Below are 18,066 nucleotides of genomic sequence, written 5' to 3'. Positions count from 1 at the left end.
GTATTTTTGTGGCTGGAATTGTTAAACTTTTAGCCATGCGAAAAATATATCATTTGAAGACTTGCAGCACTTGCCAACGTATATTAAAATCCTTGCCGCAGCTGGATACTTTTCAGTTACAAGACATAAAAGCTGAACCGATGACGGTTAAGCAAGTGGAAGAAATGGCGCAAATGGCGGGCAGTTATGAAGCACTTTTTAGTAAAAGAGCGACTTTGTACAAAGAAATGGGTTTGAAAGACGAAAAGTTGTCGGAAGCCGATTTTAAAAGATACATCCTGGAGCATTACACTTTTTTATCACGACCGTTAATCATTGTCGACGGCCAAATTTTTGTGGGCAACAGTCCGAAAGTAGTACAACAAGCTATCGAATTCTTATCGCATGAGTAAGCGAAATTGGGCGTTGTTAGCCGCCACTTTTGTGTCGATTATTTACGGCGTTTCGTTTACCATTGCCAAAGACGTGATGCCGACTTTCGTAAAACCCTACGGATTTATTTTACTGCGTGTTTTGGGCGCCACGGTTTTGTTTTGGTTGGTTTCTTTTTTCGGGCCGAAGGAAAAAATACAGACGGCAGATTTCCCCAGAATCATAGCAGCAGCTTTATTTGGCGTAGCGTTGAACATGCTCACTTTTTTCAAAGGGTTGAGTTATACGTCGCCTATTTCCGGTGCAGTGATTATGGTAACTACGCCGATTATCGTGTTAATTTTATCGTCGATATTGATGAAAGAGCGAATGGAATTGCGGAAGATTATTGGGATTTTCCTCGGCTTATTCGGTACGGGATTTTTAATATTGTACGGCAAATCGATGGGTAGTGCCACCAATGCGCCTTTGGGGAATTTGTTGGTTTTTATCAATGCCGTGTCCTATGGTTTTTACCTGATTATCGTAAAAAAATTGATGGATAAATACAACGCTTTCACTTTTGTAAAGTGGATTTACACCTTCGGTTTGCTGATGGTGCTTCCTTTTGGCTGGAGCGAATCCCAAGAAATTCAGTGGCAAAATTTGCCTTCGGTAATTTTATGGGAAATAGGTTTTGTAGTGGTTTTTACCACGTTTATGACCTATTTGCTCAACTTGGTTTCCATGCGCGAATTGAAGCCTACCACAGTAGCCGTTTTTATTTACTTACAACCGCTATTTGCCACGGTTTTCGCCATGAGTGTAGGCAAAGATGAACTTACTTTAGTGAAGGTTTTATCGGCCGTTTTGATATTTGTTGGGGTTTATTTGGTACTGCAGAAAAAGGAGTCTCAGTCTCATTAAACAGCCTCAGATAAAACTGCGGCTACGACTGCAAACTTTTATTTATCTTTGAGAACATTTTACAACAGTTATGATACAATCCATGACCGGTTTCGGGAAAGCTACTTTGCAATTGCCGACCAAAAAAATTACCGTTGAAATCAAATCGCTTAACAGTAAAGGTTTAGATTTAAATACGCGTATGCCTTCTGTTTTCAGAGAAATGGAGTTGGGTTTGCGCAACCAAATTTCGCAGCGATTGGAACGCGGCAAAATCGATTTTTCGCTTTATGTTGAGGTTACCGGCGAAGAAACATCTTCCAAAATTAATGTGCCGATAGTAAAAGGTTACATCAACCAAATGAAAGCGGTGATTCCGAATGCCGATGAGACCGAGTTGATGAAAATGGCCGTCAGAATGCCCGATGCCTTAAAAACCGAGCGTGATGAAATTGATGAAAACGAATGGCAGCAAATCCAAACCGTTATTGATGAAGCTTTAGCCAATATTGTACAGTTTCGCAAAGACGAAGGTGTGTCGCTTGAAAAAGAATTTTTACATCGCATTGCCAACATCATGACGTTGATGAACAATGCCGTGGCTTATGATGCCGAACGTGTGGAAACCGTTAAAACCAGATTAAGAACGGCTTTGGATGAATTAAAAGAAAATGTGGATGAAAATCGTTTTGAACAAGAATTGATTTTTTACCTCGAAAAATACGATATCACTGAGGAGAAAGTGCGTTTGGAAAACCACCTGAATTATTTCATCGAAACCTTAGCCGGAACGGAAGCCAATGGTAGAAAACTCGGCTTTATAACTCAGGAAATGGGTAGAGAAATCAACACCATGGGTTCTAAATCCAACCACGCTGAAATGCAAAAATTGGTGGTGATGATGAAAGATGAGTTGGAAAAAATTAAAGAACAGGTTTTAAACGTATTATAAAAAGCTATAAGCTATAAGCTGAAAGCTAACAGCTATTTACAATGAACAAAGGAAAATTATTAGTATTCTCGGCTCCGTCCGGCTCCGGGAAAACCACCATAGTCAGACATTTATTAGCGCAACCCGAACTCAATTTGGAATTTTCCATATCGGCAGCCACCCGAGAACCGCGTGGTGAGGAAGTTCACGGTAAAGATTATTATTTTATATCGATAGCCGATTTTAAAAAACACATCAAAGCTGAAGATTTTATCGAGTGGGAAGAAGTGTATCGCGACAATTTTTACGGGACTTTAAAAAGCGAAGTAGAACGTATTTGGGCCAAAGGCAAAAACGTAATTTTTGACATTGATGTGGCCGGCGGATTGCGAATCAAATCGAAATTTCCACAAGAAACTCTGGCTGTTTTTGTGAAGCCGCCAAGTGTGGATGAGTTGAAACGCCGCTTAAAAGAGCGTTCTACTGAGAGCGATGATAAAATCAATATGAGAATTGCCAAAGCCCACGTAGAATTGGCCACCGCTCCACAGTTTGATGTCATTATTAAGAATTATGATCTAGATGTGGCAAAGCAAGAAGCCTATGATTTAGTTAAAGCATTTGTGAAGTAAATTCGTGTGACAAGGCAAAAGGCATAAGAAAATCTCCTTATCCCTAAAATATGAAAATCGGTCTCTATTTCGGCACTTTTAACCCTATACACATAGGTCATTTAATTATCGCCAATCACATGGCGGAGCATTCCGATTTGGAGCAAATTTGGATGGTCGTTACGCCACATAATCCGTTGAAACAGAAACAAACGTTACTCGACGATTATCAGCGGTTGCATTTGGTGCGATTAGCTTCTGAGGATTATCCGAAAATCAAACCCTCCGATATCGAATTCAAATTGCCTCAGCCGAATTATACGGTGAATACGCTGGCACATTTAATGGAGAAATCACCACAACATGAGTTTTCTCTAATCATGGGGGAAGACAATTTGAAATCGCTTCACAAATGGAAAAACTACGAGTATATTTTAGAACATCACGATATTTATATTTACCCTAGGGTTTCCGAAGAGACAGAAAATCAGCAATTTAAAAATCACCCCCGAATTCACATGATTGATGCACCGATAGTGGAAATTTCTTCTACAGTCATTCGGGATAATATCAAAAACAACAAAAATATCCGACCGCTTTTACCACACAAGGTTTGGGAATATGTTGTTCATAATAACTTTTACAAAAAATAACTTAACATTGTTTTATCAGTTGTTCTTTTGAGCCTTTTGTAAATTTGTAAATCAAAACAAAAATACTATGTTAAACTTCGAATTATATAATCCTACCCAATATGTTTTCGGGAAAGGACAGACCCAAAAATTAGCCACTTTAGTTCCACAAAATGCCAAAGTGCTTTTGGCTTATGGCGGTGGCAGTATTTTTAAAAATGGTGTTTACAATCAGGTGAAATCGGCTTTGAACGGTTTTGAAGTGGTTGAATTTGGCGGAATAGAGCCTAATCCACGTTTTGAAACCTTGATGAAAGCAGTAGAGATCATCCGTGAGCAACACATTAACTTTATTTTGGCTGTTGGTGGTGGAAGCGTTATTGACGGCGTAAAATTCATCTCCGGTGCAGTAAACTACGAGGGCAATCCTATTGAAATCCTTAAAAACAGAGTTTTATTTACCGATGTGACTAAAGTGATTCCTTTCGGAACAGTGCTGACGTTACCGGCAACCGGCAGCGAGATGAATTCAGGCGCTGTTGTTACTATCGAAGCCACTCAGGAAAAACTAACTTTAGGCGGGAGTGCTTTGTTTCCTAAGTTTTCTATTTGTGACCCTGAAGTGATTGCTTCATTGCCTAAGAGACAAATTCAAAACGGTGTTGTAGACGCTTTTACCCACGTTATGGAGCAATACTTGACTTATCCGCACGACGCTTTATTGCAAGACCGATTTGCTGAAAGCATCTTGCAAACTTTAATCGAAATCGGACCTGATGTGGCTGAAAATCCAACCGATTACAAATTGGCTTCTAACTACATGTGGTGCGCCACTATGGCCTTAAACGGTTTAATCCAAAAAGGCGTACCCAGCGATTGGGCTACCCACATGATTGGTCACGAATTGACGGCTTTATACGAAATCGATCACGCCAGAACGTTGGCCATTATTGGGCCTAATTTGTACAAAGTAATGTTTGATTCCAAAAAAGAAAAATTAGCGCAGTACGGCAAAAGAGTTTGGCATATAGAAGGGAATGATGAAGTGGAAATTGCACAACAAGCGATTCAAAAAACGATAGCGTTTTTCCATACTATGGGGATGAAAACCAAGTTGTCCGAAAACACAGAAGATTACCAAAATACTGCCGATTTTATAGTAAAACGTTTTGAAGAAAGAGGATGGAAAGCTTTAGGCGAAAAACAAAATGTAACTGTAGACAAAATAAAAGCGATAGTCGAAATGAGTTATTAATAAAAAAGCCTTCATTTTGAAGGCTTTTTTATTTTCAAACGGGATACAAAATGTAAGCTAATCGCTATGACTGCATTTTTACGGATTTAGTTACCAAAGTAATAATCTTCTATATCAAAGCAGTCTGATTGACAAACGCTGAAGAACATTCCCCAACTTCTTGGTGTAAAACGTTCACCCTGAGCCCATGCAGTTTCTGTTTGTACAATTTGATTATTTTCTACTCGATAAACTTCTGCATGAGCAGCTACGCAAAAACATTCCGGTAAATCCGCTTTGTTGAAAGCGTAAACAACAGATTGAGTTCCATTTGGATAAGCATTACTTACAGGAAATTGACCGGGAACCGGGCTTCCGTTACGGGTAACAGGAATTTCATTACAGTTACCACTATACAAGTGCGTTTTTTTGATATACCAATTGCCAGAAGTGGCATATTCAATGTAAACATGTTCTAAATCAACATAAACTCTTACATCACCGGCATCATAATGCTGTCCGGCCATTAAATTGGTAGTCACACATGCATCTAAGTTTTGAAGTGCTGTTGTAGAAACTACTGAACTTGATGCGGTTTGAGAAATTCTCTGTTGGCTTGAGGTTTCGTCTTTTTCACAAGACACTATGCCAAGCGAAAGTAAAGCCATGAAACAGTAAAGTAATTTTGTTTTCATATTTGATAAATTTGGGATTACTAAAGTAAAACAGATTCTTTTAAAAGTATAAAAAAAACGATGAAATGCATAAAAAATTGTAAAAAGAAAGAAAAAAGCTTAAAAATAATATTCTTTGTGATATTGATAATGACTGATTAATTTATGAATGCGGCAATGCTGAAGGTAAATCATTTTAAATTGAGTATTTTTGAACAGAAATAATACTAGTGTCTCATGAATAATTCACCAAAATTTGCCGTTATCGGTGGCGGAAGTTGGGCTACTGCTATAGCCAAGATGCTTTGCGTAAACTTACCCGAAATAGCTTGGTATATGAGAAGCCAATCGGCAATAGACCATTTAAAAGCGGAAAAGCACAATCCTAATTACTTGAGTTCAGTTGAGTTTGATACAAAAAAATTACGCCTCACCAGCGATATAAACGAAGCCATAGCATATGCAGATTATCTCATATTTGCCATTCCGTCAGCATTCTTGAGTAAAGAGTTGGAAAAACTTAAAGTGGATTTAAAAGACAAAGTAATTTTCTCAGCCATAAAAGGAATTGTTCCCGAAACTTTTTTGATAGTTGGTGAACATTTCCACAAAAATTTTGATATACCTTATGAAAACATAGGCGTTATTACCGGACCTTGTCATGCTGAAGAAGTCGCCTTAGAAAGACTTTCCTATTTAACTATCGCATGTGCTGATGCTAAAAAAGCTAAAGTCGTAGCCAATAATTTGAGCTGTCATTTTATCAAAACTAAAATTTCCGACGATATCATAGGTACCGAATATGCAGCGATGTTGAAAAACATTTATGCGATTGCTGCCGGAATCGCGCATGGTTTGGGTTACGGCGATAATTTCCAATCCGTCATTATGAGTAACGCTATTCGCGAGATGAAGCGATTTATTAAGAAAGTCCATAAGATGAAGCGCAACATCAATAATTCAGCCTATTTAGGCGATTTGTTGGTTACCGGTTATTCTGTATTTTCCAGAAACCGTATGTTTGGCAATATGATTGGTAAAGGCTATACCGTCCAGGCGGCGCAACACGAAATGAGTATGGTAGCCGAAGGTTATTACGCTGTAAAAAGTGCTTACAAACTCAATCAAGAGTACAAAGCCAAAACACCTATCATTGATGCGGTGTATGAGGTTTTATACGAAGGCAAAGAAGCCAAAAAAGTATTCAAGAAACTTACCGAAAAATTAGATTAAGATGAGCAATCGCTGGAAATACCAGTTAAAATACGGGATGTTTTGGGGCATCTTTATGACCGTTTTCATGACGCTATTTGAAATCAAAGAAAAACCTTTAGCGGAACAGTTGGCTTCGGGAGAATTTTATGTTCGAGCCGGTGGTTTCTTAGCTATGGGTATTTTTGTTTTGGGTTATATGGGTTGGAAAGAAAAGCTAAAACGCCCGGATAAACAATAGTTATTTCACGATGACACCGTTTACAAACAAAATCGGCACTTCTTCTGTAGCGCGCTCGTTGATTATGTTTTTGCGGAAAGTGAACTTCTTATCGTATAAAGTGTTGCCGATAAAATAAGTCACCATAAACTCGTTGTTAAGTTCCAAAACACTTTTTTCCACCATTTCTATTTTTACCGCAGAAACTGATGGCACTTGCATAAATGCGTGGCGCAGGAGCGAGGTTTTTTTCATTTCCCCGTCTATCGTACCAAAAGCCTTAGAAACGACCATTACCGAGTCTAAATCGAAGTCGGAGTCGTTAATCAAATACACATACCAAACCTTTTCCATAAAGTCGTCGCTCCATTCTTGAACGGCGGCCAGGAATACGTTTTCTACTTTCGGGATGGTGATGTCTGCTTTCATGATAGACTACTTAGATGGTTAGAAGGTTAGACTTCTTAGATTTTTACGATGGCTTTTAGCCCCGATTGTAACGGCACCATGTAGAGTGGAAAGCGGGAAAATGGCTTACATAAGTGCGCAAGCCATTCCGCTCCTAAATTTATATACTCGACTTGAATTGCTCCAAGAAACGAACGTCATTTTCATAGAACATACGAATGTCGCCAATTTGGTATAACAACATAGCAATGCGCTCGATTCCCATACCGAAGGCAAAACCGTTGTATTCTTCCGGATTGATGCCGCAGTTTTTCAATACATTCGGATCAACCATACCACAACCCATGATTTCCAACCAACCCGTTCCTTTGGTAATGCGGTAATCGGTTTCGGTTTTTAATCCCCAATAAATATCAACTTCAGCACTGGGTTCGGTGAACGGGAAATAACTCGGTCTCAGACGGATTTTCGACTTACCGAACATTTCTTTGGTGAAGTATAAAAGCGTTTGTTTTAAATCGGCAAATGATACATCTTTATCTATATACAAACCTTCCACCTGGTGGAAAATACAGTGTGAACGCGAAGAAACGGCTTCGTTACGGAAAACCCTTCCCGGAGAAATCGTACGGATTGGCGGCTTGTTGTTTTCCATATAACGCACTTGTACCGATGAAGTATGTGTTCTTAACAACACATCCGGATTGGTTTGGATGAAAAACGTGTCTTGCATGTCGCGCGCCGGATGGTATTCCGGTAAGTTCAACGCAGTAAAGTTGTGCCAATCGTCTTCAATTTCCGGCCCTTCGGAAACATTGAATCCGATAGTCGAGAAAATATCAATAATTTGGTTTTTTACAATAGATATCGGATGGCGAGAACCAATGGTAATTGGCTCAGCCGGACGTGTTAAATCGCCGTAAAATCCTTTTACTTCTTCTTTGCTTTCCAGTTCCTCTTGGATGGCTTTTACTTTTTCTTCAGCCACCGTTTTCAGGGTATTGATGACTTGTCCGAAGTCTTTTTTCTGGTCATTCGGGATATTTTTGAATTCGGTAAAAAGTTCTTTTAACAAACCTTTACTTCCCAAATATTTAATTCGGAATTGTTCTAAAGCTTCTTTGTTTTTGGCATTGAACGCTTTAGCTTCTTCAATATGTTCTTTAATCTTGTCTATCATCGGTCTTTCGTTGAAGGTGCAAAAATAGCGATTTTTTTATTGAAAGTTACCAGTCTCAGTCTCAGTTTTCAGTAAATATCGGACTGATTACCGTGATTACAACCAGCGACTATTACTCAATCACTTCTCTTTCTAAAAAATAGTTTACAATCGCTTCTTTCATCAAAACAGATTGTTCGCCGGCTTTTAATGGCGGCAAGGCTTCTTTGACTTTATAATGTGGCCAACCGTCTTTGTCGAAATAGTCGAATTCGTAGTAACCGTAAGGTTCTAATAATCGGCAAATGGCGATGTGCATCAGGTTGAGTTTCTCGTCTTTTTTGAAGGTTTGGTGTACTTTTCCGAGTTCTTGCACTCCAATTAAGTATATGATGGCGTCTAAATCGAGCATTTCCCCATCAGCAAACTGATTGGAAAGGAGATGTACGACTTTTTCCCAGCGTTGTTTTAATTGTTCGTCTCTTGACATTTGAAATTACGAATTACGAATTACGAATTACGAATTTGAAACGTAAGTCGGAATTCTGATAAGATGGCAAAGATAGTTAGCTAATGGCTAAATACTGACGGTTAATTTTTAATTTCTTTTATGGCGCTTTCTTCTATCCAACCGGTGGTTTCGTCGGTGAGTTCGACTTTTTTCCAGTTGGCGATGCTTTCCAGTATGTACACTTTGGTTCCTTCGTGTAAAACGGTAGCATCGGGACTATTCACTTTCGGTTCATTTTTCAAAGCGGTAGATTCCGCGAAAATGATGGCCGGTTTTTCGTTGGTCATTCGGTTTTTCTCGTAAAAACCGGAACTTGTGGCTAAGCCAATACCTAATATCCAAACAAACATCCCGAAGAAGAAAATTCGCTTTACTACTGCTTTTTGTGAAAAGTAATACCCTGCAAAAAAGGCTAAAAATAAGAAGGCAAAAACAACAGCTATCCAAGCCCAAGTGTCGTAATAATAACTCGAGGTAAAATCGGATATCAGTTTGTGAAAGCCTACTTTCGGAATAACTTTGATGTCATCAATGGTCATTTTTCGGGCAAAATCCAAGTTGGTTTTGATTTCTTCGTCATTCGGATTGAGCAACAGTGCTTTTTCGTAATTGTAAATTGCCGGCGCAACTTGATGCAATTTATAGTAGGCATTCCCTAAATTGAAATATACTTCAGCCGATTCCTGACCGGCAGCAATGATGCTTTCGTAACTCGCTACTGCGGCTTTATAGTTCTCTTTTTGATAGTATTGATTGCCTTCTTCAAATGAAGATATTGCGGACGGTACCGGTGATTCGGCTCTTAAAACTCCGGAAAAAATTAAAAACAACAGGAATATCTTTTTCATGATCTTATCTTATTTGAGCTGTTTTTCCAAATTAGAGATGATGGCAACTGCCTTTTCATAATCTTGCTGAATGGCCGCATCTGTTGATGGTGCATATCGGGCAAATTCACAGTTTTCAGTCAAGGTTATAAATTCGGATATCGTTTCCGGTTGTGCATTTCTTTCTGTTAGAATCTCCCTTATTTTCTCCTTACTCATGTCCGAAGTTTCGATGTTCAATTTGGCCTTCAGGAAATTGTGCAGCGCCTTTTCGAGTGCGATGTAAAATGGTTCTTTTTGGCCCAAATGCTTCTTGGCTTCTGATAGATATTTCTTCGCCAGAGCATTCGACTTTCTGATTTTATTGCCAACGACATCATTATTGATAGCTTGTTTTCTGCGGCGACCTACAATGAGCAACGGAATCGCCAGAAACGGTAAAGCGACCAGCGAATAAAACAAACCGGAACCTAGGAAATCTTCTTTTTCCATCGATTTCAAGCTGGTTTTTGGTTTGATAAAAGCGAAAGATTTGGCCACTTCCACTTTGTTTTTGTTTACTTCAGTTGGGTTGGTTTTTTCACTTGAAGCCACACTCGGACCATCTAAAACGTTTATTGTTATAGGCTGAGAAGTTATGGTTTTGTAACGCCCCGAAGCCAAATCGAAATAACTGAAACTAAGCGGCTTGATTTGGTAACTGCCTTTGTATTGCGGAATGATGGTGTATTTATCCGAAATTCTTCCGGTCATTCCGGTCAAAGGGGTGGATACATTTTCCTCGTGTACCGGATCGTACATTTCCAGAGCAGTCGGCACTACCGGTTTAGGTAAAGAGAACAATTTTAAGTTGCCTTTTCCGATAACACTCAACGTTAAATCGAGAGATTCTCCGTTTTTTAAAGTGGTTTTAGAAGGATTGACTTTGAAATCAAATTGTCCGACAGCACCGGAAAAATCAACAGGTTTGCCGCTCTCCGGCAACGCTCTCACATTGATAACTTTGCTACCAGCCGAAACGCGTTTGCTGTCTTCCACCATAATGGGTTGGCCCCAGAAATTACGGCGGTTACTCGGCACTTGACAATCGATGTCGAGTGATAATGGTTCGATTTCCAGTTTACCTGATTTTTGCGGATACAGTACGGTTTTTCGCAACACTACATAGCGATAGCGTTCGCCTTTAAACATGCCTTCTTCGGCTTTGAGCTGTTTGATATCGATGTTTTGCGACCAAAAATCGTTGTATTTGGGTTTGTTCAATTCGCGCCAATTCGAAATTCCGATGCTGTAACTGAAATACAATTTGTAAACCACAGTAATCGGTTCGTTGAGGTACGGATTCGATTTCGAGATATCGGCGACTAAATAAATGTTATCATCCGCACTAACTGCCGGCGCTTCATTCGGATCTTTCGGAATTTCAACGGCATTGGTCACGTTGATTTTAACCGGTGACGTTTTATAGATTTGTCCGTTAATCTCGATAGCCGCTTGTTTGATGGTTAATTGCCCTTTTTGGGTTGGCAATAAAATATAGATATAGGACTTGTTAAAAGAACTCTTTCCGTTAATCCAAGATTGGCTAACGGATTGACTTGGCCCACCGATTACGCGAAAACCGGAAGCTTCAAAATTAGGCGCCACAAAGTTATCACCATCGGCATTCATATTGAACTCGATGCGTAGGCGTTCGTTGATGCCCAAGGTATTTTTGCTCACTTTGGCCTCAAATTGTACTTGGGCGGAAAGCGATTGCGCAATCAAAAACAGTAATAGCAATATCCTTTTCATCTTCAATAGTTTTACCAGTCTTTTTCTGCCTTTTTAGGGTTGGTTCTTACTTTTTGTTTGTTGACTTTATCCTGAACTTTTTTCTCTTCATTGTTTACGGCATCGAGTAAGTTTTGCAAACGCTGTTTGGAAACGCCGCCCGGTTGTGGTTGCGGTTTGTTGCCGTTTTGGTCTTTGTCTTTCTGATCTTTCTTTTGGTCTTTTTGATCTTTATTTTTGTCCTTATCTTGGTCTTTATCGTCCTTTTGGTCTTTGTTCTTTTTCTGGTCTTCTTTTTGGTTCTTTTTGTCTTTGCTTTTGTCGTCGTTTTTCTTCGGCGGATTGTCCTTTAAGAACTTTTTCGCCAAAGCATAATTGTAACGGGTTTCGTCATCAGACGGATTGTTGCGCAACGCATTTTTATAGGCTTCAACCGCACCGGAATAATCTTTGGCTTTCATCAAAATATTGCCAAGGTTATGGTAAATACGGTGTTTGTCGGTTTTGTTTTTGGCATTGCTCAAGGCTTTTACATAATGATATTTGGCCTCAGTAGTTTGGTTTTGGCGGTAAATCGCATTCCCTAAATTATAAGATGCAATGGCCTTTTTTTGGTTTTTAGATTCCGAGATACGGTATTCAGCTTCGGCCTCGGCGTATTTTTTTTCGGCAAAGGCTTCGTTGCCTTGAGGCAAATTTTTATCTGCTTCTTTTTGTTGGGCTTTCACCAAAAAAGAAGTCACGAGCAAACAATAAAGTAGTATCTTTTTCATGAGTCTTTCTCGTTAAACAGATTCATTTTTTTTACCCATTTTGTTTTTCTCTCTAACAAGAAAATATCCAAAAACAACAAAAAGAAGGCAAAGCCTAAGAACCATTGGAACTGCGATTTGAAGTCGGCCATTTGCGTGCTTTCAAATTCTGTTCTTTGGATGTTATCCAAAGCATTTTTTACATAATCCAAAACGTCTTTAGTTGAATTGCCGTCTACATAACCGCCGCCGGTGGCTTTGGCAATTTCTCGCAATATTTCGGTATTTCTTTTGGTGATGACCACTTCGTCATTTTGGTCGCGTTGGAACGATTCTACTACGCCGTTTCGTTTGAGCGGAATCGGTCCGCCTTTTTCGCTTCCTACGCCTATGGTAATGATTTTCATCCCAATTTTTTTGGCTTCTGCGGCAGCATCGACTGAGCCTTCGGCGTGGTCTTCTCCGTCGCTGATGATGATGAGCAGTTTGTTCGTCTTTTCTTTGTTATCCACAAACGTAGTGGCTAAGGTTATTGCTTGGTCGATGGAAGTACCTTGGGCCGAAATAATGCCGGGATTCATGCCTTGCAAAAACATTTTGGCCACGCTGTAATCGGTGGTAATCGGCAACACCGGAAACGCACTGCCCGAGTAAGCGATAATTCCGATTCGGTCGCTGCCCAAATTATTGATGATTTGCGAAACCAATTGCTTGCTTTTTTCCAATCGGCTTGGCGCTACATCTTCGGCTAACATACTTTTAGAAACGTCAATGGCAAAAACGATATCGATACCTTCGCGTTTTACGGTTTCGATTTTGGTGCCCATTTTCGGGTTGACCAAACCTATAATCAAACAAGTTAAGGCCAAAAGCACCACGACTAATTTCAAAACGGGTTTGAAAACCGACTTTTCCGGACTTAGTTTTTTGATTAACTCCAAGTCGCCAAACTCGCGTTGTTTTTTGCGCTTCCAGTATTGTACATACAAGAAAAGAAGCGTTAGTACCGGAATAACCGCTAACCAATACAAATATCCTTTTTCTTCTAACTCGTACATATTCAATTATGAATTATGAATTAAATTTCCAGCCATGATAGTCATTCGTCTTTCGTAATTTTTAATTCGTAATTATATAAAACTTCTGTAAACTGTATTGCGCAAGGCCAATTCTAACAAAAGCAACAAGCCGGCAATCCATACAAACGGTCGGAATTTTTCATCGTAATCGTAGAATCGGAGTTCTTGGATTTCGGTGGTTTCCAGTTTATTAATTTCGGCATAAATGGCTTCCAGTTTACTGTTGTTGTTGGCTCTGAAGTATTTTCCGCCGGTATTTTTAGCAATCGTTTGCAGCAAGTTTACGTCGATTTCTACCGGCATCATGCGAAATAAAAAGCCGCCGCCCGGGGCGTAAGCATAAGGGAACATCGCATCGCCGTTGGTTCCGATACCGATGGTGTAGACTTTAATGCCGAACTCTTTCGCAATTTGCGACGCCGTTTCGGGTTCGATAAAACCTGCATTGTTCACGCCGTCGGTCAATAAAATGATGACTTTGCTTTTCGCTTTGCTGTCTTTTAAGCGATTGACAGCGGTAGTCAATCCCATTCCGATTCCGGTTCCGTCTTGCAATACATTGTCGTATTTGATGCTTCTGATGGCGTCCTGAACTATTGCTTTATCACTGGTTACGGGAGTTTTAGTATAAGCTTCGGCGGCATAAACCACAATTCCGATGCGGTCATTCGGTCGGCCTTCCACGAAATTGGAAGCTACTTTTTTCAAGGCTTCCATGCGATTCGGTTTCAAATCTTTGGCCAACATACTACCGGAAACGTCAATCGCCATGACAATATCAACCCCTTTGGTCGATTTGGTTTGGCTACTGATATCCACTTTTCTTGGGCGCGCCATGGCAATGATTAATGAACTCAAGGCCAATAAGCGCAACACGAATAAGTACGGTTTTAATTTAGCGGCGATGGATTTCTCCGCTTTAAATCCTTTAACGGAACTGATTTTGAGCGTGGCAGCCGATTTTTTTCCTTTCCAAAAAACCCATGCTACCGCCACCGGAAGTAACAAAAACAACCAGAAAAACTCGGGATTTAAAAAGCTTACGTCTTTCATTATTCTGCTACTTTTAGTTCTACCGAATTCAACATACGTTCGCCTATTTTTTTGGCGTATTGGTCGTCTTCGCGCTGTAAAATGGTAATTTGCTGGATGCCGTTACTTTGCGCGAAAATCAAAATTTCGTAATACATTTTGGTCGATTTGCCGCTTACTTTGTCTACCATACTCAAGGTTCCGTAGGCTTTGCGACCGGTAATGCCTTTTTGGGTGTCGAATTCTTCGGTTTTCACCAAAATATTACTCGCACCTTGGGTTTCAAATATTTTGATGCTGCCTTCAGCAGCTTGTTCCAAATCGATTTTAGTTTCTTCCTTGAACGTTGAAGTAGACACGCCAACATAGAAGTCGTCTATCATACTGCCGTACGTGAAGATTTGCATTTCTTTGATCAAAGCCATGGCGTTTTTCGGCAATATTTTAGAGGCATCTTGACGCATCAAAACCTTTGGTGTTTCTATTTTAACGCCCGGATTTCCGTATTGGCTGTACACCCATTCGCCTTCCAATAATTCTTTGGTTGGGTGACCTAAAAGATTGTCCTTGACATAGTCAAAGCCTTTGGTAGCAATGAAAAAACCGAGTGTTCCCAAAATTAAAAATGCTGCTGAACCCGCAATAATGGCTATTTTTTTGCGTTTTTCTCTTTTCAGTTTTTCTAATCGGGCTTTTTCCTTTTGTTGTTCGTTCCACAGCGCCAATTCGTCTTCGGTTTCTACCACTTCCGGAATTGATTTGTGAATGGTGACTATGGTATTGGAAATGCGTTTTTTGTCTTCTTCAATTTCGTAATCTAGCGGTGTGACTTTGGCAAACTTTACCAAATCGGCTTGTTGGAGTACTTTTTCTAAGTTTTCAACCGTGTCGTTGGAAAGCTTTAGTTTCTTTTGTTTGGCGGCTTTGCGCAAACCTTCAATCAATTCCGAAGTAGTGCTTTCCATGGCCGGAATCTTGATTTCTTCCTCGATGTAATTGCGGACAATATCGGTCAGCTCCGAGTAGTAATCTTTAACGGCGCCTTTCTGCCAAAGCTCTTTGCTTTCCAGTTGTTGCAGTAAAGTAGTGGCTTTTTCGATAGGTGTTTTGTAAACAATAACTTCTGCTTTGGCTTTTGGTTTTCGATTTTTAAGTAAATAGAAAATTAAAAAGCCCAATCCGATGAGTCCGATAACAACCAACACATAAATCCACCAATTGCCCATCGGACTTTTCACCGTGGCGATGTCTTTGATGTCGTACATTTTTTGCTTCAAAGTATCCACTTTGACGTCGCTGATTTCAATGGCAAGGCTCTCAGAGTAAACCGTTTTCCCGTTGATGATAATCGGAATTCTCGGAATAGTGTATTTGCCGGAATCGAATTGCGTTAGCCCGTATTTTTTAATCAACTCATAACGGTCGCCTTTTTTTACGGTATCGACTTTGTATGATTCCAATACTTCCAAAGCACCAAAGAATTTACTTTCCGGAAACTTGACTTTCGAAAGCGTATCGACGTTGGTTTTCAGGGAAAGTTTGAACTCGGCGCCAATCTTGTTCTTGACGGTGTCAATAGAAGTTGTCACTTTGGGTTGAGACCAAACCGCAATCGATAATAAGCTTAAAAATAACGCTAATTTCCTTTTCATTTCTTCTTATCTCGATTTAAAATAACCCAATAGTTTAGTTACATAACTCTCGTCTACACGAGTATTTACGGTTCCTGAACCGCATTTGGAAAAAATATCTTTGAAATAATTTACTTTTTCTTGGTATTGTTTCTCGTAGCTTAAACGCGCTTTTTTCGAGCCGGTGTTCACCACTAAAATTTCCCCTGTTTCGGCATCTTCCATTTCCACCATACCAATGTTCGGCATTTTTTCTTCTCGGATGTCGTACACACGAACACCGGTGATGTCGTGTTTTTTACCGGCTATTTTTAAGGTTTTTTCGTAATCGTCTTCCACCATAAAATCGGAAATCACAAACACGATGGCTTTTTTCTTTTGTGTACTCGATAAGAATTTTAAGGCTTGCGACAAATCGGTTTTCTTGCTTTTCGGCTCAAACTCGATTAGTTCCCGAATGATGCGCAACACATGCGATTTTCCTTTTTTGGGTGGAATGTACAATTCGATTTGGTCTGAAAATAATATCAGCCCGATTTTATCGTTGTTTTGTGTCGCAGAAAATGCCATAGTAGCGGCAATTTCAGTGACAATTTCACTTTTCAGTTGGTTTTTGGTTCCAAAACTTTCCGAACCCGAGATGTCTACCATCAGCATCATCGTTAGCTCGCGTTCTTCTTCAAAAACTTTCACATACGGTTCGTTGTAGCGCGCCGTCACGTTCCAATCGATGGCGCGAATATCATCGCCAAATTGGTACTGACGCACTTCCGAAAACGTCATCCCACGGCCTTTGAAAGACGTGTGGTATTCGCCCGAAAAGATGTGATCGCTCAATCTTCGGGTTTTGATTTCGATTTTACGAACTTTTTTAAGAAGGTCTTTGGTTTCCATAATTGGGTTTCGGGTTTCGGGTTTCGGGTTTCGGGTTTCAGCTACTAACTTTGAACTCGGAACTTTACAACTCGCAACAATTAAGGCACTTCAATTTCATTTACAATTTTGTTGATGATGTCAACAGAGGTAATGTTTTCCGCTTCGGCTTCGTAGGTCACTCCGATTCTGTGGCGCAACACATCGTGTACAACGGCGCGAACATCTTCCGGAATTACGTAACCACGGCGTTTGATGAACGCATAACATTTGGCGGCAGTGGCTAAGTTGATACTTCCACGCGGTGAAGCTCCGAAACCAATCAGCGGCTTGAGGCTGTCTAATTTATATTTTTCTGGATAACGCGTAGCAAAAATGATATCCAAGATATATTTTTCAATTTTTTCATCCATGTACACTTCTCTTACGGCTTCTTGGGCGCGGAGAATTTGTGCAGTGGTTACTACTTGGTTCACTTTTTCGTAAGCACCTTTCAAATTTTGGCGAATTACCAAGCGCTCTTCGTCAATTTTAGGATAATCAATCACTGTTTTCAACATGAAACGGTCGACTTGCGCTTCAGGTAGCGGATACGTTCCTTCTTGCTCAATTGGGTTTTGAGTCGCCAAAACTAAGAACGGTTTGTCTAATTTGAAAGTGGTATCGCCAATGGTAACTTGTTTTTCCTGCATGGCTTCTAATAGTGCCGATTGTACTTTAGCTGGCGCACGGTTTATCTCATCCGCTAAGACAAAGTTGGCAAAAATGGGTCCTTTTTTAATGGAAAAGTCGTTGGCTTTTACGTTGTAAATCATCGTTCCGATAACGTCTGCCGGCAATAAATCCGGGGTAAACTGTATGCGGCTGAAGCTTCCATCAACGGCTTGTGAGAGCGTATTGATGGCTAGTGTCTTGGCTAAACCCGGAACACCTTCCAGTAAAATATGTCCTTGTCCTAAAAGACCAATGAGTAGTCTTTCTACCATATGCTTTTGACCTACGATGACTTTGTTCATTTCCATTGAAAGCAGGTCGATAAAAGCGCTTTCTCTCTCTATTTTTTCATTTATGGCTCGGATGTCGAGGGCAGTATTACTTTCTTCCATGTTTTGACTTTTTAAGTGCACCAAATATCATTAAAAATTTAACATTTCAAAAGTGTAATTTTTTTTAGTGGTTCGCTGTTAATAATTGGTTAAAAAAATAAAAGACAGCTGCCGAAACAACTGTCTTTAACTAATTTTAAGGAA

At 39.9% G+C, this 18,066-nt stretch carries 20 protein-coding genes; 8 read left to right on the top strand and 12 right to left on the bottom strand.

Going from position 1 to position 18,066, the window contains the following annotated elements; all coding sequences use genetic code 11:
* Positions 1-35: 35 nt before the first annotated feature.
* From Q0M21_RS01635 to Q0M21_RS01610, 6 genes are all read left to right on the top strand, one after another.
* The gene (locus Q0M21_RS01635; RefSeq protein WP_295333782.1) at positions 36-392 is read left to right on the top strand and encodes an arsenate reductase family protein; all 357 of its coding nucleotides are present in this window, start codon (positions 36-38) and stop codon (positions 390-392) included.
* A complete protein-coding gene (locus Q0M21_RS01630) occupies positions 385-1,278 on the top strand; it encodes a DMT family transporter (protein ID WP_295333779.1) in 894 nt (297 codons plus the stop codon). Before Q0M21_RS01635 ends, Q0M21_RS01630 begins: the two co-directional genes overlap by 8 nt.
* Before the next feature lie 70 nt (positions 1,279-1,348).
* Positions 1,349-2,209: a YicC/YloC family endoribonuclease gene (locus tag Q0M21_RS01625; RefSeq protein WP_295333777.1), complete on the top strand. Its 861-nt coding sequence runs from the start codon at positions 1,349-1,351 to the stop codon at positions 2,207-2,209.
* A gap of 41 nt (positions 2,210-2,250) precedes the next feature.
* On the top strand, positions 2,251-2,820 hold the full coding sequence (gene gmk / locus Q0M21_RS01620) for a guanylate kinase (protein ID WP_295333774.1): 570 nt from the start codon (positions 2,251-2,253) through the stop codon (positions 2,818-2,820).
* A gap of 50 nt (positions 2,821-2,870) precedes the next feature.
* A complete protein-coding gene (gene nadD, locus Q0M21_RS01615; RefSeq protein WP_295333771.1) occupies positions 2,871-3,452 on the top strand; it encodes a nicotinate (nicotinamide) nucleotide adenylyltransferase in 582 nt (193 codons plus the stop codon).
* A 67-nt stretch (positions 3,453-3,519) separates the two neighbouring features.
* A complete protein-coding gene (locus tag Q0M21_RS01610; protein WP_295333768.1) occupies positions 3,520-4,686 on the top strand; it encodes an iron-containing alcohol dehydrogenase in 1,167 nt (388 codons plus the stop codon).
* 86 nt (positions 4,687-4,772) lie between these two features.
* Here Q0M21_RS01610 and Q0M21_RS01605 read toward each other — a convergent pair whose 3' ends face one another.
* Complete coding sequence (locus Q0M21_RS01605) at positions 4,773-5,360, bottom strand: hypothetical protein (RefSeq protein ID WP_295333765.1); 588 nt, start codon at positions 5,358-5,360, stop codon at positions 4,773-4,775.
* Between the two features lie 216 nt (positions 5,361-5,576).
* Between Q0M21_RS01605 and Q0M21_RS01600 the strand changes: the two genes are divergently transcribed.
* Together Q0M21_RS01600 and Q0M21_RS01595 are read left to right on the top strand one after the other, a co-directional pair.
* Positions 5,577-6,572, top strand: coding sequence for an NAD(P)H-dependent glycerol-3-phosphate dehydrogenase (locus tag Q0M21_RS01600; RefSeq protein ID WP_295333763.1), 996 nt, complete (start codon positions 5,577-5,579; stop codon positions 6,570-6,572).
* 1 nt (position 6,573) lies between these two features.
* The gene (locus tag Q0M21_RS01595) at positions 6,574-6,792 is read left to right on the top strand and encodes a hypothetical protein (RefSeq protein ID WP_295333761.1); all 219 of its coding nucleotides are present in this window, start codon (positions 6,574-6,576) and stop codon (positions 6,790-6,792) included.
* Here the strand turns inward: Q0M21_RS01595 and Q0M21_RS01590 are convergent, their stop codons facing one another.
* From Q0M21_RS01590 to Q0M21_RS01540, 11 genes are all read right to left on the bottom strand, one after another.
* Positions 6,793-7,200 (bottom strand): hypothetical protein, encoded by a 408-nt coding sequence (locus Q0M21_RS01590; RefSeq protein WP_295333759.1) that lies wholly within the window; start codon positions 7,198-7,200, stop codon positions 6,793-6,795.
* Positions 7,201-7,339: 139 nt separating this feature from the next.
* Positions 7,340-8,359: a phenylalanine--tRNA ligase subunit alpha gene (locus tag Q0M21_RS01585; RefSeq protein WP_290871765.1), complete on the bottom strand. Its 1,020-nt coding sequence runs from the start codon at positions 8,357-8,359 to the stop codon at positions 7,340-7,342.
* 112 nt (positions 8,360-8,471) lie between these two features.
* Complete coding sequence (locus tag Q0M21_RS01580) at positions 8,472-8,828, bottom strand: hypothetical protein (RefSeq protein WP_290871767.1); 357 nt, start codon at positions 8,826-8,828, stop codon at positions 8,472-8,474.
* Positions 8,829-8,929: 101 nt separating this feature from the next.
* Positions 8,930-9,697: a tetratricopeptide repeat protein gene (locus Q0M21_RS01575; RefSeq protein WP_295333752.1), complete on the bottom strand. Its 768-nt coding sequence runs from the start codon at positions 9,695-9,697 to the stop codon at positions 8,930-8,932.
* A gap of 9 nt (positions 9,698-9,706) precedes the next feature.
* Entirely contained in the window at positions 9,707-11,470 is a 1,764-nt protein-coding gene (locus tag Q0M21_RS01570; RefSeq protein ID WP_295333749.1) for a BatD family protein, read from the bottom strand.
* 11 nt (positions 11,471-11,481) lie between these two features.
* The gene (locus Q0M21_RS01565) at positions 11,482-12,222 is read right to left on the bottom strand and encodes a tetratricopeptide repeat protein (RefSeq protein WP_295333746.1); all 741 of its coding nucleotides are present in this window, start codon (positions 12,220-12,222) and stop codon (positions 11,482-11,484) included.
* Positions 12,219-13,259, bottom strand: a complete 1,041-nt coding sequence (locus Q0M21_RS01560) for a VWA domain-containing protein (protein ID WP_295333743.1) — start codon at positions 13,257-13,259, stop codon at positions 12,219-12,221. Before Q0M21_RS01560 ends, Q0M21_RS01565 begins: the two co-directional genes overlap by 4 nt.
* Positions 13,260-13,331: 72 nt before the next feature.
* Complete coding sequence (locus Q0M21_RS01555; protein ID WP_295333740.1) at positions 13,332-14,333, bottom strand: VWA domain-containing protein; 1,002 nt, start codon at positions 14,331-14,333, stop codon at positions 13,332-13,334.
* Positions 14,333-15,964 (bottom strand): hypothetical protein, encoded by a 1,632-nt coding sequence (locus Q0M21_RS01550; RefSeq protein ID WP_295333738.1) that lies wholly within the window; start codon positions 15,962-15,964, stop codon positions 14,333-14,335. The genes Q0M21_RS01555 and Q0M21_RS01550 overlap by 1 nt, the downstream gene beginning before the upstream one ends.
* Positions 15,965-15,970: 6 nt before the next feature.
* On the bottom strand, positions 15,971-16,837 hold the full coding sequence (locus Q0M21_RS01545) for a DUF58 domain-containing protein (RefSeq protein ID WP_295333735.1): 867 nt from the start codon (positions 16,835-16,837) through the stop codon (positions 15,971-15,973).
* A gap of 80 nt (positions 16,838-16,917) precedes the next feature.
* A complete protein-coding gene (locus Q0M21_RS01540; RefSeq protein WP_295333732.1) occupies positions 16,918-17,922 on the bottom strand; it encodes a MoxR family ATPase in 1,005 nt (334 codons plus the stop codon).
* Positions 17,923-18,066 lie beyond the last annotated feature (144 nt).

Source organism: Flavobacterium sp. (assembly GCF_024710485.1).
Lineage (GTDB): Bacteria > Bacteroidota > Bacteroidia > Flavobacteriales > Flavobacteriaceae > Flavobacterium.
The sequence above is the reverse complement of the archived record's forward strand: the minus strand, read 5'-3'. Positions and strand labels throughout refer to the sequence as shown.